The sequence below is a fragment of the Bacillus sp. C28GYM-DRY-1 genome (genome assembly GCF_030519405.1).
GTDB classification, from domain to species: domain Bacteria; phylum Bacillota; class Bacilli; order Bacillales; family Bacillaceae; genus Bacillus; species Bacillus spizizenii_A.
Genome location: NZ_JAUMKF010000009.1, coordinates 133,757 through 158,491 on the forward strand (window position 1 = coordinate 133,757; position 24,735 = coordinate 158,491).

Sequence of the window (24,735 nt, forward strand, 5' to 3'; positions counted from 1 at the left end):
CGGCTCTTCTTTTTTGGACCTAACCTAGGTAAGCTTTCAGCATCCAGTTGTGTTTTTCAATATTTTGATGGATCGCAAGTAGCATGTCTCCTGTTGTTTCATCACCGACTTCATCAGCTAAATCCATGCCGTTTTTCAGCTCTTCCCCTATGATTGTGAAATCATCGTATACGCTTTGAACCATTTGTTCAGCCGTTTCATTTCCTGACGCTTCCTTTACAGAAGCTGTTTCCAGGGATTCCTTCATTGTCGCAATCGGTTTTCCGTCCAGCGCCAAAAGACGTTCAGCTAAGTCGTCAATATAAGTTGCCGTTTCGTTATACAGCTCCTCAAACTTTTCATGAAGAGTGAAGAAATCTTTCCCTTTCACATACCAGTGATAATTATGTAGTTTCACATACATGACTGTCCAGTTGGCTACTTGTTTGTTCACTGCTTGAATCAATTGTTCTGACATGATTATCTTCCTCCTTTTTATATGACTATGTGTACCCTCTATATCGTACGTCAAAACCTCTTTTTTACCCTTATCTGTCACGATTTCTTTTACTTTGCTATAATTGTTAAAAGACGGGAGGTGGTGGAATGTCATGGCGCTTCTCATTACAATAAGTATCTTGATTGTGCTGGCTGTTTTGCTTGTCACCATTTGGACGACTGTCAAAGCCTATAATGTTAAACACACCATTGATCCTCCGCAAGAAACTCGTGTTGATTCAAAAAATCAATGATTATGTGAATGCGCGTCTTCAGACTGATTGCTGACAGCATCGGCGTCACCGACTTGGACTTTTAAGGTCGGCATGCTATGCTGTTTTTTTGCTGTGACATGGGATTGGACAGTGTAGACACCATCTTCCTTAAACGTTGTTTCCAATCGGTATACGCCCTTTTCTTGTTTCGCTTTAACCATTCGGCTGGCGTCTTTCTCTCCTTCTTTCCACACTTCAAACTCCACTTCATCGGCATCCGTCACCGCTTCGTTACCATATGATACCGCTGCTTCATACGCGGCGCTTTCTCCTGGATTTACTTTTTTAGGGCCAGTCAGCTTGACATCCAATACCTCAGGCGTCTCAGCTGCAGTATTTGCTTTGTTTTCACCAGTACCGCATCCATTAAGCAAAAATGCAGAAAAAAGCAGAACAACCAACATCTTTTTCATGCCATCACCCTTTCATCATTTACATAAATAGTAGCAAACGCTTACAGCAAATGGTAGCAAAAAAATGACACGACACAAAAAAGACCTTTTTGCATAAGCGCAAAAAGGTCCCTTACTGTTTAACCAAATACTTTCAGCAATTCTTCTTTATCCTGTGACAGCCAAAAACGCATTAAACGTTTAGCGCCTTCCAGATCATGAAGCTTCGCTTGGCCGCACTGCTTTTCATTCGCAGCCGGAATCTCGGTAATCTCTACCGCTTCCTTCATTGTGTCTTCAAGCAGATCAACGATTTCTTCTGATGTCGGCTCTCCGCTCACAACAAGATAATAGCCTGTTTGGCAGCCCATTGGAGAAATATCAATGATATCAAAATGATCGTATTTCTCAGCGTGAGAACGAATCGTAAACGCGAGCAAATGCTCAAGTGTGTGAATGGTGTCAGGCTTCATCGCCTGTTTATTTGGCTGGCAAAAACGAATATCAAATTTATTTACAACGCCGTCTGTTCCTACTTTATGCACGCCGCAATGTCTTACATATGGAGCAACAACCGCATTATGATCAAGCTCAAAACTTTCTACTGAAGGCATAATGGCACTCTCCTTTTAAAAAAATGTACATTCATTATAACACACCTTTCCGATAAGAATTATCAAATAACTTTTCAATCTGTGTTTTTTTTCTTATACTTGCATCAGAAAGGTTGCTGAAGACATATGAAAACCCTATTTATCGCGCTGATCAGAGGATATCAAAAATTCATTTCTCCCTTGACGCCCCCAACATGCCGCTTTTATCCGACTTGTTCTCAATACGGAATCGAAGCGATTAAAACGCACGGCGCTTTAAAAGGCGGCTGGCTGACAATCATACGGATTTTGAAATGCCATCCGTTCCATCCGGGAGGGGTCGATCCTGTTCCTGAAAAGAAACGAAAGCATTAATCGTTATAGCCGTTCACGACAACATCCAGTTTTCCTGTCTCAGGATCGATGACTAAACCATGGACAGGCACATTTTCCGGGAACAGCGGATGATGTTTAATGACGTTCACGCTGTCTTTTACGCTCGCTTCCACTGAATCGAAGCTTTTAAACCACTGATCAAAGTCAACTCCGGAGTACTTCAATGTTTCAATCCGTTCTTCCGGAATTCCTCTTTCCTTTATTTTATCAAGCATGCTTTCACTGCTGATTTTACTCATGCCGCAATCGTGATGCCCGATCACACATACCTCATCTGCGTTCAGCTCGTACACAGCAACGAGCAAACTTCTCATGATGCTTCCGAATGGGTGTGTCACAAGCGCACCGGCACTTTTAATGATTTTCACGTCACCATTTCGCATATTCATTGCATGTGGCAGCAATTCAACCAAACGAGTGTCCATGCAAGAAAGAATCGCCATTTTTTTATCAGGGAATTTTGATGTTTGATACTTTTCGTACTCCCTTTGTTCAGTAAATGTCTTGTTAAAATCAAGAATATCATTTAGAAGGCTCATAGCTAGCTGTATTCCTTTCTGGTCTTTTTACTCTCAAATATATCACAGCATTTGTCTTTTCGTCATCTTATCAAAAATTAAACTGGGCAAGAAAAAAGACAAACCCTCAGGGTCTGCCTCATTTTCCCATATTATAACGTTTTTTGAACTGCTCCACCCTTCCGCCTTTTTCATTGAATTTCTGGCGGCCTGTATAAAACGGATGCGTGTCAGAGCTGACCTCTACTTTAATGACCGGATATGTGTTGCCGTCTTCCCACTCTGCTGTTTCATGAGATGTTTTAGTAGAGGTGCTAAGAAAACGGTAGCCGCTGTTGATATCCTGAAATATGACTTTGTGGTTCTTTGGATGAATTCCTTCTTTCATATATATCTCCCTTCCTCAAATCGTAATAATTACGTTTTATTTTATATCCTCACAGACGTTTTGTCAATCTTCCTACATCCTTCCCTGCGTCTTTGCATTGTAAACCTCATCGCATTTAAGAATAGGAAGAATAATCTAGCCGAGGAAGCAAATAATAAACCCAAAATACATACAGAACGTCTTTTTAGAAAGGTGGTTTATGATTGTGGATGATTTAGTTTTGGCCAGAAGCCTTTTTGGCACGACAATGGGCTTTCATATCATTTTCGCAACGCTTGGAGTAGGTCTGCCGCTCATGATTTTAGTGGCAGAATTGATCTATCAAAAAACGAAAGATGACCATTATGCGATTATGGCAAAGAGATGGACGAAAGCACAAGCCGTTTTGCTGGGGGTCGCCATACCGACCGGGACGATTGCGGGCACTCAGCTCGCGCTTTTATGGCCCGGTTTTATGGAAGTCATCGGCCGGGTCATGTCCCTGCCGTTTCAAATTGAGATTTATGCTTTTTTTATTGAAGCCCTTTTCATGTCGATTTATGTATACGCCGCAGACCGCTTGTCACCGGCAATGAGGATTGTTGCCGTTTTCTTTGTGTTAGTTGGGGCAGCAGCATCAGCTGTTCTGATCACGAATGTCCATGCCTTTGAAGGAACGCCGGCTGGTTTTAAAATTTCAGACGGAAAAATTACAGATGTTGATCCGTGGGCTGCATTCTTCAACCCAAGCTTTTTTATCACCGCAGGACATGTCGTTTTATCCGCATTTATGACGGGCGCGTTTATCGTTGCTTCTGTTGCTGCATATAAAATGATTCGGTCGAGAAAAAAGGAAACGGTCTATCGCTTTCACCGGAAAGCCCTTTTGCTTGCACTGACGATCGGCGGCATTTTTTCACTGCTGACCGCTTTGAACGGGCACGAATCCGCACAAATGCTGTACGAATATCAGCCTGAAAAATTAGCAGGCGCCGAAGGCTTGTTTGAAACAAGATCTCACGCCCCTCTTGCTATCGGAGGTTTTACAGACCCGAAGGAAGAGAAAGTAAAATGGGCCATCGAGATTCCATGGGCGTTAAGCTTTCTGGCAGCGAACCGCTTTGATACTGTTGTAAAGGGATTAAATGCATTTCCTAGAGACGAATGGCCGCCGCTCTTCATTCACACGCTGTTTAATGCGATGGTCGGCGTAGGAATGCTGCTTATTCTTTATTCCATTATCGGTGTGGTCTGGAGAAAGGTACTCAAGAAAGACCGCTTCCCAACGTGGCTATTGGTCATTTTCATTACAGCAGGCCCTTTTAGTCTCATCGGCATTGAATTCGGCTGGATTTTCGCCTGTACGGGAAGGCAGCCTTGGGTCATCTATCATCTCCTAAAAACGTCGGATGTCGTGACAACGACTGGCTCGATCGGGGTGCTCTTTTTATTTTTCACATTTGTTTACGCCGTGTTAGGCGCAGCTGTCGTCTATGTGCTGCTGTACTATTTCCGCAAGCACCCGGTTGACGAGGATTTAAATACTGCGGAGTCGTAATGGCTCCGCAAACAGGAAACCAAATGGAAGGAAGATCGACAAATGGACATTTCAACTGACGCTCTGATCGCCATCTCAATTATCTGGGGCTTTGTGTTTGTTTACGCCGTCATGGCGACTATGGATTTTGGAGCGGGATTTTGGTCTATGATCTATTTAAACAAGGAGCACATGAAGGCCACCGATATTGCGAACCGCTTTCTGTCCCCGACTTGGGAGGTCACAAACGTTTTTATTGTGGCCATCGTCGTGGCGCTCTTCAGCTTTTTTCCTGGCGCGACATTTGTGCTCGGAACCGTTTTATTAATTCCCGGCAGCATGATTTTACTGTTTTTAGCGATTCGAAGCGGATTTCTCGTTTTTTCTAACACAGCAAAGGAGCGGAAGATACTAAGATATATTTCCGGCATCTCCGGCTTTATCATCCCTGCTATTTTAATATTGGTGCTTCCTGTGACACACGGAGGGTTTATAGAAAAAACGAACGGAATCTATAACTTGAACATGTCTAAAATCTTTTCAAGCCCCAATGCCTACTCATTTATCGGGTTTGCAATTTTAAGCACTTTGTTTTTGTCTTCGCTGCTGCTTGCTGATTTTTCAAATGTGGCGGAGGAACAGGACGCGTACCGCGCCTACAGAAAAAGCGCCTTGATTACAGGCCCAATTTCACTCCTATTTGCTGTTAGCATTATAATGACATTGCGGAATGAAGCAAACTGGCTGTACAGCGGAATGATGAATGATTTCTCTTGGATTATTGCATCGTTCATTACATTTGTCATCGCGGGAATCGCACTTTTTCTACCAAACAAGAGCTTTGGCAAAAACATCGGAAAGCCGCGGCTTGCACTTGTCGCGATTGCGATCCAGTATTTTCTGGCAAGCTACGCGTACGGACGGGCGCATCTCCCGTATATGATTTATCCCGATGTGACAATCATGTCGGGTTTCACAGAGCCAGCAACGTTCAGAGCGCTGTTTGCGACGTATATCGTTGCATTTATCATTCTCTTTCCAGGATTTTATTTTTTCTGGAAAATGTTTATGCGAGATAAACGGTATATCCGCCAAGAGGAATAGCGGACATACCCGACGGCTATACTAAGCCAGAACCTTTATAAGGAGGGGATGGCATGGAGCAGAAAATTCTATGCGAAGTCAACAACTGTTCTTATTGGGGCAAAGGAAACAAATGCACCGCTGATGCCATTTATGTTGTTAGCCATACTGGTGAAACGGCTGAAAACAGCCAGGAAACGGACTGCAAAACGTTTAAGCCGCATGATTTGTAATCATAAGAAAGAGCTGCGTCAGCCAGCTCTTTCTTTTTTCATGTTCATTGTTCTCAGCTTTTTTGTCATGATCCCGTTTGCAGGCGATAACAAAATGGCGCCGGCATAACATACACCTGTCATGGCCGCCATTGCTCCGGAAATTGAAACATTAAGCCATGTTGCGAAGAAATAGCCCATAACCGCCGACAGTCCGCCAATCAGCGCGCTGAGAATCAGCATATAAAGCAGCCGGTCCGTCAGCAAATGAGCCGCAGCAGGTGGGACAATCAGCATGGCTACAACCAAGACAGCACCAACCGAATCAAAGGAAGCAACGGTTGTTAGCGACAACATGCCCATTTGCACATAATGAATCAGCAAAACCGGTATTCCCAGAGCTAAAGCCATTTGCGGATCAAACGAAGCGATTTTGAATTCCTTATAGCACACACTGATCAACAAGACATTTAAAACTAGGACAGATGCCAGCATCCAAAACGCTTTCGGCCCGATGTCAACTCCGAATACTGAGAGCGTATTCCATGGCACAAACGTGATTTCTCCCATTAACGAGTGCTCAATATCGAGATGGACATTCGCTCCATACACAGAAAGTAAAATAACACCGACTGCAAATAAAGATGTAAACACAACTCCTATCGCGGCATCAGATTGAACCCCTTTGCTGTGAAGAAGCTGAACCAAAAATGCCGTTAACAGACCAGAAATTGCAGCGCCGATCAACATAGGAATTCCGTCAAGACTTCCTGTCACAAGAAAAGCACCGACAATGCCAAGCAACACTGTATGGCTGATCGCGTCGGCCAGCATCGCCATTCTTCTCAACACGAGAAATGTTCCGATTAATGCGCAGCTTACACCGACTAGTACACCTGTAGCTATAATCCATGCTTCAAAACTCATTTGCGATCTGTCCTTTCCCGGCATCAGGAGCCGCCTTTTGAAGCTTAGGCATCCGGCCATACAGCTTTAAGAGTGAAAGAAGCCGCTCTCTTGTTTCCCCAGGCAAACGATCCGGGTCAAAATGATCCTGATCAATTTCCAGATTCGCAAGCTCCATTTCGTGCATGAGGTACATTTCATACATCCGATGCTTCAAAGCCATGTGATAGCCTTTTTCTATCCCGGTACGTGTTATTTGCCAAATCCCATTTTCAACCCGCACGATGCACCTCTCTTTTTCTAAGCCATTCAATACCTTATGGCATAATGAAGGGGATAGGCGCCTTGTCTTTCTAACACGTTCAGCTATTACATAAAGATCGTTCTTTTCATACTGCTCATATATCGTCAGCAGCACCTGCTCCCTGCTTGTTTTGCGCCGCAGCCTGATCAGCCTTATTGCTTTTGCAGCCAATCCCCGCTTAGGCGCGCAAATCATTGAAAATAGAAAAATCACTGTTGCTGATAAGATCATTAATGGCCCTGTCGCCATCCCCTTCATCGTCGTGCTCAGCAAGGTTCCGGCCACACCGCTGACCCCGCCTGTGACCCCGGCAATGACTAACATTCCGGTAAATCTTTCGGTCCAAAACCTTGCAGCTATGGCAGGTGTAATTAGCATAGCTGCCATTAATATCACACCAACTGCCTGAAGCCCGATGACGACAGCACAGACGATAAGGCAAGCCAAAAGCCCGTTTAAATAACGCACCGGCAGTCCTAATCCCTTTGCAAACGCGAGATCGAAAGTAATCAACGTAAACTCCTTAAAGAAAACAACACAAAGGAGCAATAGAACAGCTGATATTCCCGCAATCAAAATGATATCCTGCCTGACCAATGAAGCGGCCTGGCCGAATAAAAAAGAATCAAGCCCGCTTTGGCTTCCTGTCCCTTGCTGCTGAATAAATGTCAATAGTATGATCCCGACGCCAAAAAACACTGAGAGAACAATCCCGATTGCCGAGTCCTCTTTTGTTTTTGAAAGCCGTGGAATCAGCTGAATACACCACGTTCCGAGCAGCCCGGCAAGCGCTGCCCCCAGCAAAAAGAAAGGCAGTGATTTTTGCCCGGTGAACAAAAAAGCGAGACACACTCCCGGCAGAGCTGAATGGGCCATTGCATCGCCGATTAAACTTTGCTTTCTAAGCAGCACAAAGCTGCCCAAAACACCGCTTGCCGCTCCCAGTAAAAGCGTTCCAGCCAGCACCCACTGTGTATTCGGGTGCTGGAGCTGCAGCCACAAACTTTCAAACAATACTCTCACTCCTTATGTCCTTCTGCCAGCACTTTATCTTTCAGAAATGTCAGCCTTCCTCCATACGTTTTCTGCAAGTTTTCGATTGTAAAAACGTTTTTCGCAGGTCCGAAAGCGATTTTTCTTAGATGAAGCAGTAGAATCCAATCGAAATAATCCTCGGCAGTCTGCAGATCATGGTGGACGACAAGCACTGTTTTTCCTTTTTCTTTTAGTTCTGCCAAAAGCGTCATGATTGCCCGCTCCGTCGCTGCATCAACCCCGGCAAACGGTTCATCCATAAAATAAATGTCAGCGTCTTGGCATAGTGCCCTGGCAAGAAACACCCTCTGCTGCTGGCCTCCTGACAGCTGGCTGATCTGCCTCTTTGCATAATCAAGCATCCCGACTTTTTCTAAAGCAGCCTTCGCCATATCCACGTCGGCTTTTTTGGGCCTTTTCAATAAGCCAATCCGGCCGTATCTCCCCATTAGCACGACATCGAGCGCGTTTGTGGGAAAATCCCAGTCAACCGAACCCCGCTGCGGAACGTATCCGATTCTTGTCCGCTGATCCTTATAGTCTTTGCCGTAAATAGAGATGTCTCCTGACGCCCTGGGCACAAGACCGAGAATGGTTTTGATCAAGGTTGATTTGCCCGCGCCGTTTGGACCGATAATGCCAATCAGTTTTCCTTCAGGGATCTGCAGCGAAATGTCCTGCAGAACAGCCTTTTTATGATAGGCAACCGTTACATTATCGAGCTCAACAGGGAACATGTCCCTCACCTCTTTTCTTTATTTAAGCGCATTAGTAATAGTGTTAATGTTGTGGCGGAACATTCCTTCGTATGTGCCTTCTTTTGTGCCTTTTTCACCCATGGCATCTGAATAGAGCTGACCGCCGATTGTGACTGTATGGCCTTTTTCTTTAGCCCCTTCCACGACTGCATTTATTGATTTTTCAGACACACTGCTTTCTACAAAAACAGCTTTTATTTGTTTTTCTGTTAGGAGATCGACAAGTTCTTGAACATCCTTCAATCCGTAATCCGAATCTGTGCTTAGTCCCTGCAGGCCTTTCACCTGAAAACCATACTCTTTCCCCAAATACGCAAAGGCATCGTGAGCCGAAACAAGCACACGGCTTTTCTCCGGAATGTGTGCAATCTCCTGACGTGCCCATTTATCTAAATTTTGCAAATCTTCTTCGTGCTCTTTGGCATTTTTCTTAAAATCTTCCGCGTGCTCAGGCATCGCCTTACTGAATTGCGTTTCGATTTCATCCACCGCATAGATCCATAACGGAATGCTGAACCAAACGTGGGGATCAAACGTCTTACCTGCTCCGGCAGAAATAAGCTTGCTTTTCGGTATGGCCTCAGTAATTGCCGCTGCTTGTTTTTGTTCGCCTATTTTTTGAAGAACATCCTCCATTTTCCCTTCCAAATTCAATCCGCTGTAAAGCACAACATCGGCTGACATTAATTTTTTCGTATCAGCTTGTGAGGCTTTGTAAAGATGCGGATCGACCCCTGGTCCCATTAAAGAGGTGACTTTTACATGCTTTCCTCCAATGTTTTCGGCTGCATCGGCAATTTGGGATGTTGTTGCCGTTACCTGCAATCGCTGATCGTTGCTTTTCCCGGCTGAATCGGTACCGCATCCTGTTAACGCAAAGCAAGCGGAAAGTACTGCTGCCATCAGTAACTGTTTCATCATTTCCCTCCTCCTTGCCACAATGTCCGATTGTATTATCTTATGTTTTTATTTCTTAGACATGTGACATTAAATTAGCCAAAAGCATATTTTATTTAGACAGGACAAAAAGTTTCCTTTGTGCAAAAATATCGCGTTTGTCCATTTATGTCAAGCAACAAATGCATAAAAAAACCGGCTGGGCAGCCGGTCCAAACGAGAAGGGATGTATTCATCGAACGCTTTTACTATAACAGCACACTGACACTCGCTCAAAATGGCAAAATGCTTTTTTCTCATCCATGCTGTGTGAAAACATCCATTTTGGTCACATATTTTCGCATAATGTCCTGATTCACTTCAACCCCTAAACCAGGCTGTTTTGACACAGAAATAAACCCATTATCGATACGGATATCAGGGGTCACAATATCCTCATCCCAATAGCGTGAAGATGATGAAATATCACCGGGTAATGTGAATTGCGGCAGTGAAGCTAGCGCCACGTTTTGCGCTCTGGATATGCCTGTTTCCAGCATCCCTCCGCACCAAACCTGCATATGATGCTCTCTGCACAAATCATGAATTTTTAAGGCTTCTGTTAAACCGCCGACTCGGGAAGGCTTAATATTAATGATTTTACAGCTTCCGAGCTCAATCGCCCGTCTCGCATCATCGGCTGAACAAATGCTTTCATCAAGGCAAATGGCCGTTTTCAAATGTTTCTGCAAGTGGCGGTGGTCTACGATATCGTCAGCTTGGAGCGGCTGCTCAATCATTATTAACTGATAGTCATCAAGCTCCTTTAAACGGCTGATATCCTTCAGTTCATAGGAGGAATTGGCATCGGCCATGAGCGGCATGTTTGGGAACCGGCTGCGGATGGCCTTGACCAATTCCACATCCTGTCCAGGCTGAATTTTTATTTTTATTCTTTGATACCCTTCTTTTTGATAACTCTCAATTTCCTTCAACATATCATTAAGGGGTGCCAGGCCGACAACCACCCCAGCAGGCACTTTATCTCTTGTCCCGCCCAATGCCTCAGCGAGGGATATGCCCTTCTTTTTCGCATAGATATCCCATACAGCGGATTCAAGTCCCGCTTTTGCCATCCGATTTCCTTTATAGCGCGCCAGACTGTCCGGCACGTCGGAAGGGTGATTGAATTCACGTCCCACAACATTGGGAATAAAAAAATCCTTTAACATGTGCAAACATGTTCCAATGGTTTCCTCGGTGTACCAAGGCGAAGAGAACGCAGACACTTCTCCCCAGCCAGTGACACCGGATGTATCAATAGCTTCCACGATCAGAAATTTACGCTCTTGAAGCGTTTCAATACTGTTTTTAAATGGTTTCTTTAAATTCATGCTCAAATGGTAAAGCGTAATTTTCTCTATTTCGATCATAGCAGTTCTCCTTTACGCGCATCCTTCAGCTGATTTCGCATGAGCTTATTAGACGCATTGCGCGGCAGGCTGTCCAGTTCAAAGAATTTTGCCGGAATTTTAAACTTCGCCAAGCGTTCTTTGCAGTAGGCGGTCAATTCTTCTGCGCTCACAGGCTTGTGAAGGACAAGATAGGCGTGGGGCACTTTCCCCCATTTTTTGTCCTCTGCCCCTGAAACACCGGCTTCGGCTACAGCGGGGTGTGAAAGCAGCACTGACTCCACTTCAGCCGGATAAATGTTTTCTCCGCCTGATATGATCAAATCTGAACGCCTGTCCAGTACATATAAAAAGCCTTCGCTGTCCAAATACCCAAGATCACCTGTTTTCAGCCAGCCATTTTGAAAGGAGGCTTCGTTTGCGCTCTCCCGGTTAAAATAGCTTTTCATCACATTCGGGCCTTTGACCATGATTTCACCGTGTTCAAACGGTTTACACGCCTGTCCGTCCCGCTCTATTTTGATTTCGCATGAAAACAGCGGTTTACCCGCAGATCCGAGCTTTTCCATACTGAATTCCGGCGACAGGGTAACAATTTGTGAGCATGTTTCTGTCATTCCGTATGACTGAAAGACAGGGAATCCTTTCTCGCGGCATTCCTCAAGCAAGGGCAGCGGTGCAGGGCCTCCGCCAAGCAGAATGCACCTGATGGATTCAGGGCAGCGGCTTGTTTCTTCCAAAAGACTGGCCAGCATTGTCTGCACCGCAGATATCATTGTCACTTGATGCCTGCTGATAGAATCCAGCACATCGCTTACGGAAAAACGCTGGTGAAGCACGACAGTCATTCCATAAATCACAGATTTAAATAACGCGGACAATCCGCTGATGTGAAAGAGCGGCAATGCGATAAGCCAGCGGTCTTGTTCTGTTATACCCAAATTAAGCGCGGATGACACCGCACTGAAATAATGGTTTCCGAACGTTTGCTGAACCCCCTTGGGCTTGCCTGTCGTACCCGAGGTATACATCAGCGTTGCCGTTTCATCCAATTGCATATAAGGCTGGATCTCAATTTCCTCAGCGGCTTCTTTCATCAGTTCGTCCACATCAATGGTTTGAACGGTATGCTCATAATCTTGCTGGTCAAAGTTTGAATCTGTCAGTAAAAAGCGGGCGCCGGAATCCTCCAGCTGAAACAGCCTTTCATGTGTTGACAGCTTCGTATTCAAAAGTACCGCCTTCACACCAAGCAAAAAACAAGCGTGAACGGCGTAAACCATTTCTGCACGGTTTTGGAGCAAAATAGCCGCAGTTTCTCCTTTTCGAACCGAATGAGCAGCAAGCTGCGCCGCCATTCGCTTAGACGCAGCAAACAATTCTGCAAATGTCACGGTTTGGTCTCCATAGATGAGAGCGATTCTCTCAGGTGTCAGCAGTGCCCGCTGCATGAGCCAGTTGGGCTGTTCTGTCAGCATGTCATCATCTCCGAGGTAAAATGTCTGTATTGAAAAGAAAACAGCTTGGACCGCAAAGTCTCAAGCTGTTTGTTTACTAAGTATTGCTGATCACGGGAAACGAGGGAACTGTCCGAAATCAGGTTTGCGTTTTTCCTTAAAGGAATCACGGCCTTCTTTTGCTTCATCAGTTGTGTAGTAAAGAAGGGTAGCATCCCCTGCAAACTGCTGAATTCCAGCAAGTCCGTCTGTGTCCGCGTTAAACGCAGCTTTAAGAAAACGAAGTGCGGTCGGGCTTTTTTCAAGCATTTCTTCACACCATTTAATCGTTTCTTCTTCAAGTTGTTCCAAAGGAACAACTGTGTTGACAAGACCCATGTCAAGCGCTTCCTGTGCGTTGTACTGACGGCAAAGGTACCAGATTTCACGGGCTTTTTTATGTCCTACAATTCGAGCTAAGTAGCCAGAACCGTAACCAGCATCAAAGCTTCCCACTTTAGGGCCAGTTTGTCCGAAAATCGCGTTGTCGGCAGCGATTGTCAGATCACATACGATGTGAAGCACATGGCCTCCGCCGATCGCATATCCGGACACCATCGCAACAACCGGTTTTGGAATAACGCGGATTAAACGTTGAAGATCCAGTACGTTTAGACGCGGAATCTGGTCGTCTCCTACATATCCGCCGTGGCCGCGCACTTTTTGGTCTCCGCCTGAACAAAACGCTTTGTCTCCGGCACCGGCAAGCACAATAACCCCAACGTTTTGATCATCTCTTGCGTCAGCAAACGCATCAATCATTTCAGCAACCGTTTTAGGTGTAAACGCGTTATGTACCTCAGGGCGGTTGATTGTTATTTTTGCAATACCATTATACGTTTCATACAATATTTCATCGTATGTCCGTTTTGTTTTCCATTCTGCAGCCATATGATGACCTCCTTTATTCTCTATGTGAATGAGTCAAGCTTGTCAAAAACTCACTCACTATTTTACCAAAAAATCTCGGTTGTTCCACATGGACCGTATGGCCGGCTTTTGGAACAATCTCTATTCTACTAGATGGAAGCTTCTTATGCACCTCTTGATTAATGGCGCAAAACTTTTTGTCCCACTCCCCGCAGATTAGAAGCACAGGCACGGCTATTTCTTCTACACGGCTCCACAAGGAAGGCTGTGAACCAGTGCCCATGCCCGTTAAACTATTTGCAAGCCCAATCTTATTGTTTCGCAGACGGCCGGATCGTATCATGTGCCGAATATCTTCAGCCAGCCGCTGCTGGGATGAAAACAAAGGAATGTTCTCCCAATACTGCACAAAGGCTTTGATCCCGTCACGCAAAATAAAATCGGCAAGCTTCCGGTCCCGCATGATTCTCTCACGCCGTTCCTCAAGCGTTTTGAGCCCCGGCGTTGTGCTTTCTAGCACCAGTGCCGATACCCGTTCGGGATATGCCACCGCAAATGAATAAGCAAGCCTTCCTCCCATAGAATACCCAATCAATTTCACTTTGTGAAGTTTTAATTGATCAAAAATCTCTGCAAGGTCAGAAACTTGCCGGTTTGTGCTGTATCTTCTCCCATTCAGCGGGGCATCGGTTTCGCCATGCCCTAGACAATCAATTTTGATCAAACGGGAATCAGGCAGCATCCCATCAAGGAAATTCCATGATTGTTTGCTGCCGGTAAACCCGTGCAGACAGACGACGGCCTCGGAAGCATCCGGCCGCTCATCTGTCACAGCATATCGGACACCGTCTGAAACAGTTATGTTTACAGTTCCCAATGTTTTTTCACTTCCCGCACTGCCTCGTTCAGCATATCGCGATGGAGCTGAACTCTCGATTGGCGATCCGTTTTGATTTCTATCAAATGGAGTCCGGGCTTGTCTGCCTGGGGCGCGTAAGCTGTTTCGAATTCATCCCACGAGGCCGGGCATGAATATGTTCCGCCGTATAGTGCAGCCGCATGCTTGAAATCGAGCCCTGTCGGTGTGCCGAACAAATCTTCAAAGTGTGTCTTTTCAGAAGCCTGCGGCAAAAATGAGAAAATCCCTCCGCCGTCATTATTCACGAGAATCACAGTAAGAGGAATGCCCAGCTTTTTGGCTGCCAGCAGTCCGTTTAAATCGTGATAAAAAGATAAATCTCCAATCACGAGTGTAACAGGCGCTTTTGTTCCTTCACATACCCCCATAGCAGAGGAGACGACACCGTCTATCCCGTTTGCGCCCCGGTTTGAATAAATTCGGAAAGCACGTTCTTGTTTTCCAAAAAATGTATCAACATCCCTGATCGGCATACTGTTACCGACAAACAGAGAGCTGTTTTCAGGCACAAGATGCTGAAGAATTCGATAGAGATTGCCTTCAAATGAAACCTCTTCACTGCTCATTGTTTGCAAATGCGCACGGAACCGTTCATTGACAAACTGCCACTTTTCCAGCCATTCTGATGATCTAATCCTGTCAGTATGTTCTTTTATGATGGCTTCAGAAAAAGATGATGCGTTGCAGTGAATCATATGCGCGCTTGCCTGTGTCGGGTCTCTCCACCCTCCATCTTCGTCAATCACAATTTGCTGAATTGCCGGCTCATCCCTGAGCCATAAGAAAACCGGTTTTGAGACAGGCATCGGCCCAAAACGAATGACGACATCAGGACGCAATTTCGCCTTCAGCTCATCATCTTTTAAAAATGAATCATACGCATCAATGACAGTGCTTTTATCATGAGCGCCGTTCCTCAGATTAGACAGCGGGTCCGCTAAAATCGGATACTGAAGCGCTTTTGACAGCGCAATAATGTGTTCTTTTTCCTTATCACTGTGGAGCTCTCCGCAGACGATCATTCCTTTTTCAGCCTTTGCCAGCATTACAGCTACATCAGAGAGGGTTTCGCGGTCAACAGACTGCGTACCCGTTTTTACAGACACATGACGGCCTGTTCTCATTCTTGCAAACGGCTCATCCGAAAGATCCGGCATCAGCGGTTCACGCAGCGGCACATTCACATGCACAGGTCCCATTGGGCGCTTTTGTGCTTCCCCGCCGGCGCGGCCGGCCAGTGTTCGAATATATCTCAGCATTTGCGGAGACTCTTCAGGTAGAGCAGAGTCTGTGAAAAACTTAACAAAGTTACCGAATAAGAAGTGCTGATTAATAGCCTGCGGTGCGCCTACCTCGCGCAACTCGTGAGGCCGATCAGCAGTTAACACAATAATGGGCACTCTTGAATAATGGGCTTCAATCACAGCCGGATAAAAGTTGGCCGCGGCTGTTCCTGATGTACATATCAAAAGCACGGGACGCTGCTTCGCTTTTGCCAGCCCTAAAGCAAAGAAACCGGCAGATCTTTCGTCAATTTGGACATGAATACTGATATCGGGATGCGCGGCTGCAAGAATAGCCAGCGGTGTGGATCTTGAGCCCGGGCAGACGACGGCATCCGTAATCCCGGAAAGGGCGAATTCATCAATAAAACTTCCGATGTAATGAGTAATTGGGTTGGCTGTCAACGCCTCTCACCTCCTAATGCAGAGATCATCGGCTTCAATTTAATCTGTGTTTCTTCATATTCAGACTGTGGCTCCGAATCTTCCACAATGCCGCACCCGGCAAACAGCCTTGCTGTGCTGCCTTCGATCAGTCCTGAGCGAATGGCCACTGCGAATTCTCCGTTATCCTGGCTGTCAATCCAGCCGATAGGGGCCGCATACCAGCCACGGGACATCGGTTCGATCTCTCTGATCACTTCAACGGCTTTTTTTTGAGGTGCTCCCCCAAGCGCCGGCGTAGGATGCAGTTTCTCAATTAAATCAAAAAGTGAAGCAGATTCACGAAGCTGCCCAACAATCGGCGTAAATAAGTGCTGAACACTTTTCGTTTTATACAACATAGGTCCGTCAGGCTTTTCAACCTCAGAACAGCTTGATGCAAAAGCATTATGAATCATGCCTACAACAATATCATGCTCCAGCAGATTTTTCTCATCGTTTAATAATTCTAGGCCTATCCGGCGGTCTTCTTCTTCATTCGTGCCACGTTTAATGGAGCCTGCCAGACAAGAAGACATGACAGTGCTGCCGTCTTTTTTAATCAGTCTTTCTGGAGACGCGCCGACAAAGGTTTTTCCTTCCTGCTCGATTGCAAAAACATAGCTTGTCTGCTGATCGTTCAGAAGCGTTTTAAGCACCGGTTCAATTTGGATCGGCCCTTCAAACGTGAGCAGCAGCTCTCGGGCAAGAACCACCTTATCATATTGTGCCTCTTTAATTTGGCTTGTTGCCGTTTCGATTGCTTTCAGCCAATCATCCTTATCCAGCTCTTGAGATGCTGTAATTGCAGCTTGATCTTCTTGGTGTAAAGCAGGAACCTTACATTCGGCTGCAAGAGACTTTAAGCCTTCCAAAACTGTCTCTGCGTCTTCCTCTCCGCTTACCCATCTGTTGGCTGTTAGAAACGGGCCTTCGGCAGTCATCGTCAGCATAAGCGCAGGCACAAAGAAATCCCCTTCCGAAAAATGGTCCCATTGTGTACCTCTTTCTTCGCAAGGGTCAAAGGAAAATCCTCCGAATAACACAGGTCCCACTGCAGAATGCTGCAGCTTTTCTTCTTCATAAATATGAAAAGCCGTCTTTTTAAAGCGCTCCCATTGTTCAAAAACCTCGCGATAACGCTCGCTGTTTTTTTGATTTGTCTGGAAAACCGCTTCTTTGCCAAGACCGACTATTGTCAATTCACTTTCAGGATCTGACCAAAAAAATCGATTGCCTGTATATTTTTTTGCTCCGTAATTGAAAAATGATAGAGGGTCAAGAGACTCGATTTGTCTCGAATAGCTTATTAAGACAGCATGGTTGACTTCTTTGGCTTTATGTAATGCATGTAGAACTTCCTTTCGGAACGTACGCTGCACCGTTGTCACCATGAGACATTCCTCCATAATCCTTAAAATGCTTTTAATACCATACACCTGTGTCTCCTTTGTGTCAAACACACAGATCCTGCAGTCCAAATGGCCTGCCTTACCTATTATAAACCTAATTCCAGAAATGAAAAAGAAACAAACCTTAAATTTCTTTCTCCACTGATAGCAAAGGTTGTATCCGCTTACCATATAAGGAAAATCTCCTATATTCCTCCACTCGTCATTTATGAAAGTTCTTCAGGCGATCTGTTCATACTAAAGGTATGCACCACAGAGAAACGAGGCGATCACATTGCTTACAAAAGACCAGCTTCAACACTTGAAACAGGAACTGGAACAAACAAAAGAAGAAATCTTAAACCGTTTCAAAGACAATGACCATTTCCAGCTTAACTCTGCCTTTCCTTATGATTCATGGGGTGAGCTTTCGGCTTACGACAACCACCCCGGCGATCAGGCGACAGAGCTTTACGAGCGTGAGAAAGACATTGCCCTCGACTTGCATGAGAGAGAGCACCTCCGAGACATTGAGCATTCATTGAAGGCGATAGAAAACGGTACGTACGGTATTTGTGAAGTCAGCGGAAAGGAAATCCCTTACGAACGTCTTGAAGCGTTTCCAACTGCCACAACGCTCGCAGAGTATTCGTCACAGGATGTCGTTTCCAAAGACCGTCCAATCGAAGAAGAAACACCTTTCGGGCAATTTGAATTTGACGATGATGAAGAAATCAGAGCACCTTATGACAGTGAAGATTCCTACCAGGACGTCGAAAAATACGGGAATTCGCAAACACCGCAGGATATGGAAAACCCTCCGCTCAGCTATGATGATATGACGATGAATGCCGAAGAAAATATCGGCAATACGGAGTCGTACGAAAATTTCATCGCTACAGATATTACAGGCAAAGAAATTACAGTTTATCAAAGCAGAGCTCATGAGCGTTATGAGGAAGAACTCGATGAAGAGGGAATCATGACAACATTCGGCGACCTCCACGCTGATTGAACCCCCGGTTGTCGGGGGTTCTTTTACGTATTCAGCATATCGGGACTAGCTTCTAATGTTTCCAGCTCATCAAAAGTATACGGTGTAAAAATTTAACACCCTGCTGCGGTATGTGACAGTGGGTTTTGTTTAGGCTTTTTCACATATTCTAGTCCCCTTTTATCACAACGCATTGTTCCCGCCGGCAAGTATGGCCGCTTTTTCCCCTCAGCTGCTGTGAATTACATGATATTCCAAAAGCATACCCCTATGTTTGTACATCAGATGAGGCGAAAAAACTGGGCAGAAAGCGGAATCACGAACCAGCCCTTATTTAATAGGATATTGGTATATGATCAGTAATTTTGCTTCAGCAAAAGCCGCTCACCATCTTCGGTAACGGCAGCAGTTAAAAGATTTTACCTATATCGACGACTGTGTCAAAGGCATCAACGCTGTTTTTGTGAAACCACATCTTATTGGCGAAACAGGGGAAGCGCAAAGGTGCTTTAAATCTTAAAGGTTGTCTCCCTCATTGAAGACATTTTCGGTAAAAAGCAGCACTACACTTATCGGTCAAAATAATAGGGGAACCAAGCAAAACGTGAGCAAAGATTTCAAAGATGGTTTGGCCAACGAATTCGCATATTTATCGTCGCTGTTCAGGGGGAATGAAAATGAAGCTTGCCTTTATCTGTACAGAAAAGCTGCCGGCGCCCGCGGTACGCGGCGGCGCAATTCAAATGATGATCGACGGTGTTACGCCGTATTTTAGCAAACGGTACGATCTGACCATTTTTTCAATAGAAGATCCATCACTTCCAAAAAAAGAAACAAAAGACGGCGTACAGTATATCCATCTGCCAAAAGAGCATTACCGCGAGGCGGTAACCGAGGAACTGCGAGCCTCTTCCTTTGACCTTATTCACGTGTTCAATAGGCCTTTAAATGTTGCTCTATATAAAAAAGCCTCACCAAACAGCAAGATTGTTCTGAGCCTGCATAACGAAATGTTTTCTGAAAAAAAGATGACCTTCGCGCAAGGAAAAGAAGTACTCGACAATGTCTCCATGATCACAACCGTCAGCGAATTTATTAAACAAACGGTCATTGAACGGTTCCCTGAAGCCGAGGACATTACCCAAGTCGTATACTCCGGTGTTGACATCCACTCTTATCCGCCTGTCTGGACGCTGAAAGGTTCGGCTATTAGAGAAACATACCGGAAAAAATACGGCATTGAGGATAAGAAAGTCATTTTATTTGCCGGCCGTTTAAGCCCCACAAAAGGGCCTCACCTTCTCATTCACAGCATGAAACGGATTTTACAGCAGCATCCCGACGCTGTGCTTGTTATAGCAGGCGGGAAGTGGTTCAGCGATGACGGTGAAAACCACTATGTAACCTATCTGCGCAAGCTGGCGCTGCCATACAGGGGCCACATAATATTCACGAAATTCATCCCTGCAGACGACATACCAAACCTCTTTCTGATGTCAGATGTATTTGTGTGTAGCTCTCAGTGGGATGAACCCCTCGCCCGTGTGAATTATGAAGCAATGGCGGCCGGAACTCCCTTAATTACCACAAACCGGGGCGGAAACGGAGAAGTTGTAAAACACGAAGTCAATGGTCTTGTCATCGACAGCTACAACAAACCCTCTTCATTTGCGAAAGCAATAGACAGAGCCTTTTCAGACCAAGAATTAATAAACAAAATCACAAAAAACGGCCGGCACAATGTAGAATCTTTATTTACCTTTACCCATGTAACCAAAAGGCTCAATGCCGTTTACCAATCCGTTCTGACACCGGAAAACAAACCATTACCGCTGCCTTTTCTAACAAAACCTTGATTTATCATCTTTCAACCAGCTTTTATGAAAGCAAAATCATAAAACCTACAGCTCGGGCTGAAATACGGGCTGTTTTTTACTGCAAGAGGTAGATTTGAATAACGCCTCCTCGAGCCGAGGGGACAGGAAGCTCTCTGTGGCGATCAGTGTTATTTTCAACATAGCTCCATTCCTGCAAGTTAAATAACGGTTGATTGAAAAACCAATTTGTGCGGAATGGAATTGCCCCAAAAACAAAACGGGTAAAAAACCAGATTCTTTTAATAGTCAAGTTATAAGGTAGAAGTAAAACAGTTAAAAAATGTGACCTTTAATGGCAGAATCATCGACATAAATACCGTATCTTTTGATCTTCCTATACGAGGTTACAAAAAATGATTATTCCGCTTTTAGATACGTTTGGGGTGTAGAAACATTTCATGTGATACTGAACGGATATGAAGCCAGATGCCGACGAACAAAAACTGATATGCTGTTTCCTTATGAACTTTATGAACTTTACGATGTCATTCGCGAAAAATACGCCCGCAAATCTGCTTTACCGCAGGAAGACTTAGAGTCAGGCAGTTGAATATGAACGCGTTGCAGGGATTTAAGACCATTATTTACCCCGCATATCGGGGGTTTGATCTTTATAAAATAAAGGGTAAGAATGAATGTAAAATAAATACATACGGAGGTTCAAATATGAAGAAGATTGTCGGCGCAATCGCGGTTTTTGTGATTACATATGCGTTGTTTTCAGCCGCAGACTACCTGTTTCCAATTGACCAAGAATGGTACAATTCACTGAAAAAACCGAACTGGACACCACCCGGATCTGCGATCGGCATCGTTTGGGCCATCCTTTTTGCCCTGATCTCCCTTTCAGCTGCCATTGTGTATGCCGCGTTTTCATTTAAAAATGCGAAAAGCTTTTGGCTTACGCTTTTGATTAATTATGTGCTTAATCAGGCATTCAGCTATTTTCAATTTACCCAAAAGAATCTGCTTGCTGCATCAATTGACTCCCTGCTTGTCGCCATCACTGCACTCTTTTTAATGATCATAGCGAGAAAATACAGCAGAGCCGCAAGCTATCTTCTTTTGCCTTATGTTTTATGGAGTGCATTTGCGACATTTTTATCCTTCACAATCTATTCCATGAATCTGTGAAAAGCCGCTTAAGCGGCTTTTCATAATGCGGAAGCAGCGAGTCATAGATCGATTCAAATTCATCTGCTTCCCCTTCAAAGAAACCGTTGATCAGTTGATCCGCTACCTGCCTGATTCTGCGGTCATGCTGATAATATTCCCTCGATCTATAGCCACCGTTTTCCTGATACGATAGAACTTCATCCGCCTTTAAGCCGAATGTGTAAATACAATCAGGCCCCACCTGCTCAAGTATCTCAATATTTGCGCCATCATGCGTGCCAATAGTCAAGGCGCCGTTCATCATGAACTTCATATTTCCTTTACCAGACGCTTCCTTGCTTGCAGTTGAAATTTGTTCACTAACATCTGATGCCGGAAAAATCCGCTCAGCCATAGAAACTCTGTAATTTTCCAAAAAAACGATCTTGATCAGCTGTTTGACTGCCGGATCATAGTTGACCTTTTCTGCGACAGAATGGATCAGCTTAATGATTTTCTTGGCATAATAACAGCTTGGTGAAGCCTTTGCCCCGAAAATAAAGGTTTGCGGATAGATTGAAAATCCCGAGTCCTCTTTGAGCCGATTATACAAATACATAATATGAAGAACATTCAGCTTCGTTCGCTTTGTGCATCAAATGCTGTTCTCCTCTGACATCATAGTTTTCATTTATAGTATTTATCCGAAGAAATAAAAAAGCCCTCTCATTAAAACGCTTATACTTATATACTTATTGACAATTAACTTTATTTTCCGAAGAAAAACAAAATATATGAAGATTTTTGTTGCCTGTTTATAGAATATAGAATGATATCTAAGCCATATCAGCATTTATAAAAAATAAAAAACCTTGCAGGATATGCAAGGTTTTTGGATGACCCGTACGGGATTCGAACCCGTGTTACCGCCGTGAAAGGGCGGTGTCTTAACCGCTTGACCAACGGGCCGATGGTTGAGAACTTATATCTGTAATCTTATGGCGGAGAAGGAGGGATTTGAACCCTCGCGCCGCTTACACGACCTACACCCTTAGCAGGGGCGCCTCTTCAGCCACTTGAGTACTTCTCCATTTGGCTCCACAGGCAGGATTCGAACCTGCGACCGATCGGTTAACAGCCGATAGCTCTACCACTGAGCTACTGTGGAATATAAGCCATGGTGGGCCTGAATGGACTCGAACCATCGACCTCACGCTTATCAGGCGTGCGCTCTAACCAGCTGAGCTACAGGCCCATGACAGTTTAGAATTGGAGCGGGTGATGGGAATCGAACCCACGACATCAGCTTGGAAGGCTGAGGTTTTACCACTAAACTACACCCGCAATTTTATTTGGGGCGATTGATGGGAATCGAACCCACGAATGCCAGAGCCACAATCTGGTGCGTTAACCACTTCGCCACAACCGCCAAAATATATATTGATAAATGGTGGCTCGGGACGGAATCGAACCGCCGACACACGGATTTTCAGTCCGTTGCTCTACCAACTGAGCTACCGAGCCTAAGTATTTAAATGGCGGTCCGGACGGGACTCGAACCCGCGACCTCCTGCGTGACAGGCAGGCATTCTAACCAACTGAACTACCGGACCATATGTATAAAGTGAATTATTGGTGTTGTACCCTTCAGGCACTCCTTGTTTCATTCACATATTTTGGTTGCGGGGGCAGGATTTGAACCTGCGACCTTCGGGTTATGAGCCCGACGAGCTACCGAACTGCTCCACCCCGCGATGATTAAGAATATATATGGCGGAGGAAGAGGGATTCGAACCCCCGCGGGCTTTGACACCCCTGTCGGTTTTCAAGACCGATCCCTTCAGCCAGACTTGGGTATTCCTCCATATAGTGGTGGACCTTGTAGGACTCGAACCTACGACCGGACGGTTATGAGCCGTCTGCTCTAACCAACTGAGCTAAAGGTCCATTGGTAGCGGCGGAGGGGATCGAACCCCCGACCTCACGGGTATGAACCGTACGCTCTAGCCAGCTGAGCTACACCGCCAAATAAATATTTATTGAAACCAAGTGGAGCCTAGCGGGATCGAACCGCTGACCTCCTGCGTGCAAAGCAGGCGCTCTCCCAGCTGAGCTAAGGCCCCAAGAATGGTCGGGAAGACAGGATTCGAACCTGCGACCCCATGGTCCCAAACCATGTGCTCTACCAAGCTGAGCTACTTCCCGATTTCCTAACTATTCTATAAGAATAATGGCGCGCCCGAGAGGAGTCGAACCCCTAACCTTTTGATCCGTAGTCAAACGCTCTATCCAATTGAGCTACGGGCGCAAAACTTAATGCCGAGGGCCGGACTTGAACCGGCACGGTAGTCACCTACCGCAGGATTTTAAGTCCTGTGTGTCTGCCAATTCCACCACCCCGGCGTGGATGGTATAGTTGGAGCGGAAGACGGGATTCGAACCCGCGACCCCCACCTTGGCAAGGTGGTGTTCTACCACTGAACTACTTCCGCAGAAATGGTGCGGATGAAGGGACTTGAACCCCCACGTCTGTAAAGACACTAGAGCCTGATTCTAGCGCGTCTGCCAATTCCGCCACATCCGCAACAAATAAATGGTGAGCCATGAAGGACTCGAACCTTCGACCCTCTGATTAAAAGTCAGATGCTCTACCAACTGAGCTAATGGCTCTTCTTACAAGAGACTTGAATATTATATCATATAAAAGTGGTGCCGGCAAGAGGACTTGAACCCCCAACCTACTGATTACAAGTCAGTTGCTCTACCAATTGAGCTACACCGGCATATATGTACAACCGATATGTATAATGAAAAATGGTGGAGGATGACGGGCTCGAACCGCCGACCCTCTGCTTGTAAGGCAGATGCTCTCCCAGCTGAGCTAATCCTCCATAATTACACTAACGTGCAATTGCTTGGCGGCGTCCTACTCTCACAGGGGGAAACCCCCGACTACCATCGGCGCTGAAGAGCTTAACTTCCGTGTTCGGCATGGGAACGGGTGTGACCTCTTCGCTATCGCCACCAAACAAATGCCTTCAGGATGAAGGTACTGGGCGTTTCTCACAGGATGTGAGAGCCCTTAGCGGAGTTTCTTTGCTTTTCCGCCTTTTAGAGAGGTGTTCTCTCAAAACTAGATAACAGGTGTGACATTATTCAAAATGTGGTTAAGTCCTCGATCGATTAGTATCTGTCAGCTCCATGTGTCGCCACACTTCCACCTCAGACCTATCAACCTGATCATCT

General features: G+C 45.4%; 22 protein-coding genes, 21 tRNA genes, 2 rRNA genes and 4 pseudogenes. 10 read left to right on the top strand and 39 right to left on the bottom strand.

The window, feature by feature from the left end; translation table 11 throughout:
• Window positions 1-19: 19 nt before the first annotated feature.
• Window positions 20-457 carry a Dps family protein gene (locus Q3W56_RS10885; protein ID WP_019715471.1) on the bottom strand — a complete coding sequence of 146 codons (438 nt, stop codon included), beginning with the start codon at window positions 455-457 and terminating at the stop codon, window positions 20-22.
• Between the two features lie 133 nt (window positions 458-590).
• Here Q3W56_RS10885 and ytzI point away from each other — a divergent pair, with 133 nt between their 5' ends.
• Window positions 591-731, top strand: a complete 141-nt coding sequence (gene ytzI, locus Q3W56_RS10890) for a YtzI protein (protein WP_019715472.1) — start codon at window positions 591-593, stop codon at window positions 729-731.
• Here ytzI and Q3W56_RS10895 read toward each other — a convergent pair.
• Window positions 725-1,165, bottom strand: a complete 441-nt coding sequence (locus tag Q3W56_RS10895; RefSeq protein ID WP_302895501.1) for a FixH family protein — start codon at window positions 1,163-1,165, stop codon at window positions 725-727. The genes ytzI and Q3W56_RS10895 overlap by 7 nt on opposite strands.
• Before the next feature lie 119 nt (window positions 1,166-1,284).
• Window positions 1,285-1,758: an S-ribosylhomocysteine lyase gene (locus Q3W56_RS10900; protein WP_019715474.1), complete on the bottom strand. Its 474-nt coding sequence runs from the start codon at window positions 1,756-1,758 to the stop codon at window positions 1,285-1,287.
• 126 nt (window positions 1,759-1,884) lie between these two features.
• On the opposite strand from Q3W56_RS10900, the gene yidD reads away from it, so the two are divergent.
• Window positions 1,885-2,112, top strand: coding sequence for a membrane protein insertion efficiency factor YidD (gene yidD, locus Q3W56_RS10905; RefSeq protein WP_019715475.1), 228 nt, complete (start codon window positions 1,885-1,887; stop codon window positions 2,110-2,112).
• Here yidD and Q3W56_RS10910 read toward each other — a convergent pair.
• On the bottom strand, window positions 2,109-2,672 hold the full coding sequence (locus Q3W56_RS10910) for a beta-class carbonic anhydrase (RefSeq protein ID WP_302895502.1): 564 nt from the start codon (window positions 2,670-2,672) through the stop codon (window positions 2,109-2,111). The genes yidD and Q3W56_RS10910 overlap by 4 nt on opposite strands.
• Before the next feature lie 118 nt (window positions 2,673-2,790).
• Window positions 2,791-3,039 carry a type B 50S ribosomal protein L31 gene (locus tag Q3W56_RS10915; protein ID WP_019715477.1) on the bottom strand — a complete coding sequence of 83 codons (249 nt, stop codon included), beginning with the start codon at window positions 3,037-3,039 and terminating at the stop codon, window positions 2,791-2,793.
• Between the two features lie 205 nt (window positions 3,040-3,244).
• Here Q3W56_RS10915 and Q3W56_RS10920 point away from each other — a divergent pair, with 205 nt between their 5' ends.
• Genes Q3W56_RS10920 through Q3W56_RS10930 form a run of 3 tightly spaced genes read left to right on the top strand, consistent with a single transcriptional unit; the run spans window position 3,245 to window position 5,871 of the window.
• Entirely contained in the window at window positions 3,245-4,576 is a 1,332-nt protein-coding gene (locus Q3W56_RS10920; protein WP_302895503.1) for a cytochrome ubiquinol oxidase subunit I, read from the top strand.
• Window positions 4,577-4,618: 42 nt separating this feature from the next.
• Window positions 4,619-5,659: a cytochrome d ubiquinol oxidase subunit II gene (locus Q3W56_RS10925; protein WP_302895504.1), complete on the top strand. Its 1,041-nt coding sequence runs from the start codon at window positions 4,619-4,621 to the stop codon at window positions 5,657-5,659.
• A gap of 53 nt (window positions 5,660-5,712) precedes the next feature.
• A complete protein-coding gene (locus tag Q3W56_RS10930) occupies window positions 5,713-5,871 on the top strand; it encodes a DUF1540 domain-containing protein (protein ID WP_003219337.1) in 159 nt (52 codons plus the stop codon).
• Window positions 5,872-5,889: 18 nt separating this feature from the next.
• Here the strand turns inward: Q3W56_RS10930 and Q3W56_RS10935 are convergent, their stop codons facing one another.
• The 10 genes from Q3W56_RS10935 to Q3W56_RS10980 form a co-directional block, all read right to left on the bottom strand.
• Window positions 5,890-6,777, bottom strand: coding sequence for a metal ABC transporter permease (locus tag Q3W56_RS10935; protein WP_302895505.1), 888 nt, complete (start codon window positions 6,775-6,777; stop codon window positions 5,890-5,892).
• The gene (locus Q3W56_RS10940) at window positions 6,767-8,074 is read right to left on the bottom strand and encodes a metal ABC transporter permease (RefSeq protein WP_302895506.1); all 1,308 of its coding nucleotides are present in this window, start codon (window positions 8,072-8,074) and stop codon (window positions 6,767-6,769) included. The genes Q3W56_RS10935 and Q3W56_RS10940 overlap by 11 nt, the downstream gene beginning before the upstream one ends.
• Window positions 8,075-8,079: 5 nt before the next feature.
• On the bottom strand, window positions 8,080-8,832 hold the full coding sequence (mntB, locus tag Q3W56_RS10945) for a manganese ABC transporter ATP-binding protein MntB (protein ID WP_302895507.1): 753 nt from the start codon (window positions 8,830-8,832) through the stop codon (window positions 8,080-8,082).
• Window positions 8,833-8,850: 18 nt separating this feature from the next.
• Window positions 8,851-9,771 carry a metal ABC transporter solute-binding protein, Zn/Mn family gene (locus Q3W56_RS10950; protein WP_302895508.1) on the bottom strand — a complete coding sequence of 307 codons (921 nt, stop codon included), beginning with the start codon at window positions 9,769-9,771 and terminating at the stop codon, window positions 8,851-8,853.
• Window positions 9,772-10,046: 275 nt separating this feature from the next.
• Window positions 10,047-11,162 carry an o-succinylbenzoate synthase gene (gene menC / locus Q3W56_RS10955; RefSeq protein WP_302895509.1) on the bottom strand — a complete coding sequence of 372 codons (1,116 nt, stop codon included), beginning with the start codon at window positions 11,160-11,162 and terminating at the stop codon, window positions 10,047-10,049.
• Window positions 11,159-12,619 carry an o-succinylbenzoate--CoA ligase gene (locus Q3W56_RS10960; protein WP_302895510.1) on the bottom strand — a complete coding sequence of 487 codons (1,461 nt, stop codon included), beginning with the start codon at window positions 12,617-12,619 and terminating at the stop codon, window positions 11,159-11,161. The genes menC and Q3W56_RS10960 overlap by 4 nt, the downstream gene beginning before the upstream one ends.
• A gap of 90 nt (window positions 12,620-12,709) precedes the next feature.
• Window positions 12,710-13,528, bottom strand: a complete 819-nt coding sequence (gene menB, locus Q3W56_RS10965; protein WP_003219322.1) for a 1,4-dihydroxy-2-naphthoyl-CoA synthase — start codon at window positions 13,526-13,528, stop codon at window positions 12,710-12,712.
• Window positions 13,529-13,541: 13 nt separating this feature from the next.
• On the bottom strand, window positions 13,542-14,384 hold the full coding sequence (gene menH / locus Q3W56_RS10970; RefSeq protein WP_302895511.1) for a 2-succinyl-6-hydroxy-2,4-cyclohexadiene-1-carboxylate synthase: 843 nt from the start codon (window positions 14,382-14,384) through the stop codon (window positions 13,542-13,544).
• A complete protein-coding gene (menD, locus tag Q3W56_RS10975; RefSeq protein WP_302895512.1) occupies window positions 14,372-16,114 on the bottom strand; it encodes a 2-succinyl-5-enolpyruvyl-6-hydroxy-3-cyclohexene-1-carboxylic-acid synthase in 1,743 nt (580 codons plus the stop codon). Before menD ends, menH begins: the two co-directional genes overlap by 13 nt.
• A complete protein-coding gene (locus tag Q3W56_RS10980; RefSeq protein ID WP_302895513.1) occupies window positions 16,111-17,526 on the bottom strand; it encodes an isochorismate synthase in 1,416 nt (471 codons plus the stop codon). The genes menD and Q3W56_RS10980 overlap by 4 nt, the downstream gene beginning before the upstream one ends.
• A gap of 292 nt (window positions 17,527-17,818) precedes the next feature.
• Between Q3W56_RS10980 and Q3W56_RS10985 the strand changes: the two genes are divergently transcribed.
• From Q3W56_RS10985 to Q3W56_RS11000, 5 genes and pseudogenes are all read left to right on the top strand, one after another.
• Window positions 17,819-18,538 carry a yteA family sporulation protein gene (locus tag Q3W56_RS10985; RefSeq protein WP_019715489.1) on the top strand — a complete coding sequence of 240 codons (720 nt, stop codon included), beginning with the start codon at window positions 17,819-17,821 and terminating at the stop codon, window positions 18,536-18,538.
• A 347-nt stretch (window positions 18,539-18,885) separates the two neighbouring features.
• Window positions 18,886-19,187, top strand: a pseudogene (locus tag Q3W56_RS21015) (UDP-glucose 4-epimerase); the annotation flags it as partial.
• Between the two features lie 7 nt (window positions 19,188-19,194).
• A pseudogene (locus tag Q3W56_RS10990) lies at window positions 19,195-20,401 on the top strand (glycosyltransferase family 4 protein).
• Window positions 20,402-20,694: 293 nt separating this feature from the next.
• Window positions 20,695-20,969: pseudogene (locus tag Q3W56_RS10995) on the top strand (CotS family spore coat protein); the annotation flags it as partial.
• Window positions 20,970-21,060: 91 nt separating this feature from the next.
• Complete coding sequence (locus Q3W56_RS11000) at window positions 21,061-21,528, top strand: TspO/MBR family protein (RefSeq protein WP_302895514.1); 468 nt, start codon at window positions 21,061-21,063, stop codon at window positions 21,526-21,528.
• A 16-nt stretch (window positions 21,529-21,544) separates the two neighbouring features.
• Here the strand turns inward: Q3W56_RS11000 and Q3W56_RS11005 are convergent.
• The 24 genes and pseudogenes from Q3W56_RS11005 to Q3W56_RS11120 all read right to left on the bottom strand — a co-directional run.
• Window positions 21,545-22,138, bottom strand: a pseudogene (locus Q3W56_RS11005) (glycogen/starch/alpha-glucan phosphorylase); the annotation flags it as partial.
• Between the two features lie 248 nt (window positions 22,139-22,386).
• Window positions 22,387-22,458 (bottom strand) — tRNA-Glu (locus Q3W56_RS11010).
• A 30-nt stretch (window positions 22,459-22,488) separates the two neighbouring features.
• A tRNA-Ser gene (locus tag Q3W56_RS11015) sits at window positions 22,489-22,579 on the bottom strand.
• Window positions 22,580-22,582: 3 nt separating this feature from the next.
• A tRNA-Asn gene (locus tag Q3W56_RS11020) sits at window positions 22,583-22,657 on the bottom strand.
• 10 nt (window positions 22,658-22,667) lie between these two features.
• Window positions 22,668-22,744, bottom strand: a tRNA-Ile gene (locus tag Q3W56_RS11025).
• A gap of 15 nt (window positions 22,745-22,759) precedes the next feature.
• Window positions 22,760-22,833 (bottom strand) — tRNA-Gly (locus Q3W56_RS11030).
• 9 nt (window positions 22,834-22,842) lie between these two features.
• Window positions 22,843-22,918: transfer RNA gene (locus Q3W56_RS11035), tRNA-His, on the bottom strand.
• A 19-nt stretch (window positions 22,919-22,937) separates the two neighbouring features.
• A tRNA-Phe gene (locus Q3W56_RS11040) sits at window positions 22,938-23,013 on the bottom strand.
• Between the two features lie 12 nt (window positions 23,014-23,025).
• Window positions 23,026-23,102, bottom strand: a tRNA-Asp gene (locus tag Q3W56_RS11045).
• A 64-nt stretch (window positions 23,103-23,166) separates the two neighbouring features.
• Window positions 23,167-23,243, bottom strand: a tRNA-Met gene (locus Q3W56_RS11050).
• A 17-nt stretch (window positions 23,244-23,260) separates the two neighbouring features.
• Window positions 23,261-23,353 (bottom strand) — tRNA-Ser (locus tag Q3W56_RS11055).
• Window positions 23,354-23,359: 6 nt separating this feature from the next.
• Window positions 23,360-23,436, bottom strand: a tRNA-Ile gene (locus Q3W56_RS11060).
• Between the two features lie 2 nt (window positions 23,437-23,438).
• Window positions 23,439-23,515, bottom strand: a tRNA-Met gene (locus tag Q3W56_RS11065).
• Between the two features lie 24 nt (window positions 23,516-23,539).
• A tRNA-Ala gene (locus Q3W56_RS11070) sits at window positions 23,540-23,612 on the bottom strand.
• A 5-nt stretch (window positions 23,613-23,617) separates the two neighbouring features.
• A tRNA-Pro gene (locus tag Q3W56_RS11075) sits at window positions 23,618-23,694 on the bottom strand.
• Between the two features lie 26 nt (window positions 23,695-23,720).
• Window positions 23,721-23,797, bottom strand: a tRNA-Arg gene (locus Q3W56_RS11080).
• Window positions 23,798-23,806: 9 nt separating this feature from the next.
• A tRNA-Leu gene (locus Q3W56_RS11085) sits at window positions 23,807-23,892 on the bottom strand.
• Between the two features lie 14 nt (window positions 23,893-23,906).
• A tRNA-Gly gene (locus Q3W56_RS11090) sits at window positions 23,907-23,981 on the bottom strand.
• 5 nt (window positions 23,982-23,986) lie between these two features.
• Window positions 23,987-24,073: transfer RNA gene (locus Q3W56_RS11095), tRNA-Leu, on the bottom strand.
• A gap of 10 nt (window positions 24,074-24,083) precedes the next feature.
• A tRNA-Lys gene (locus tag Q3W56_RS11100) sits at window positions 24,084-24,159 on the bottom strand.
• A 37-nt stretch (window positions 24,160-24,196) separates the two neighbouring features.
• Window positions 24,197-24,272 (bottom strand) — tRNA-Thr (locus tag Q3W56_RS11105).
• A 32-nt stretch (window positions 24,273-24,304) separates the two neighbouring features.
• Window positions 24,305-24,380, bottom strand: a tRNA-Val gene (locus Q3W56_RS11110).
• Between the two features lie 22 nt (window positions 24,381-24,402).
• A 5S ribosomal RNA gene (gene rrf / locus Q3W56_RS11115) occupies window positions 24,403-24,518 on the bottom strand.
• A gap of 134 nt (window positions 24,519-24,652) precedes the next feature.
• A 23S ribosomal RNA gene (locus Q3W56_RS11120) occupies window positions 24,653-24,735 on the bottom strand; the annotation flags it as partial.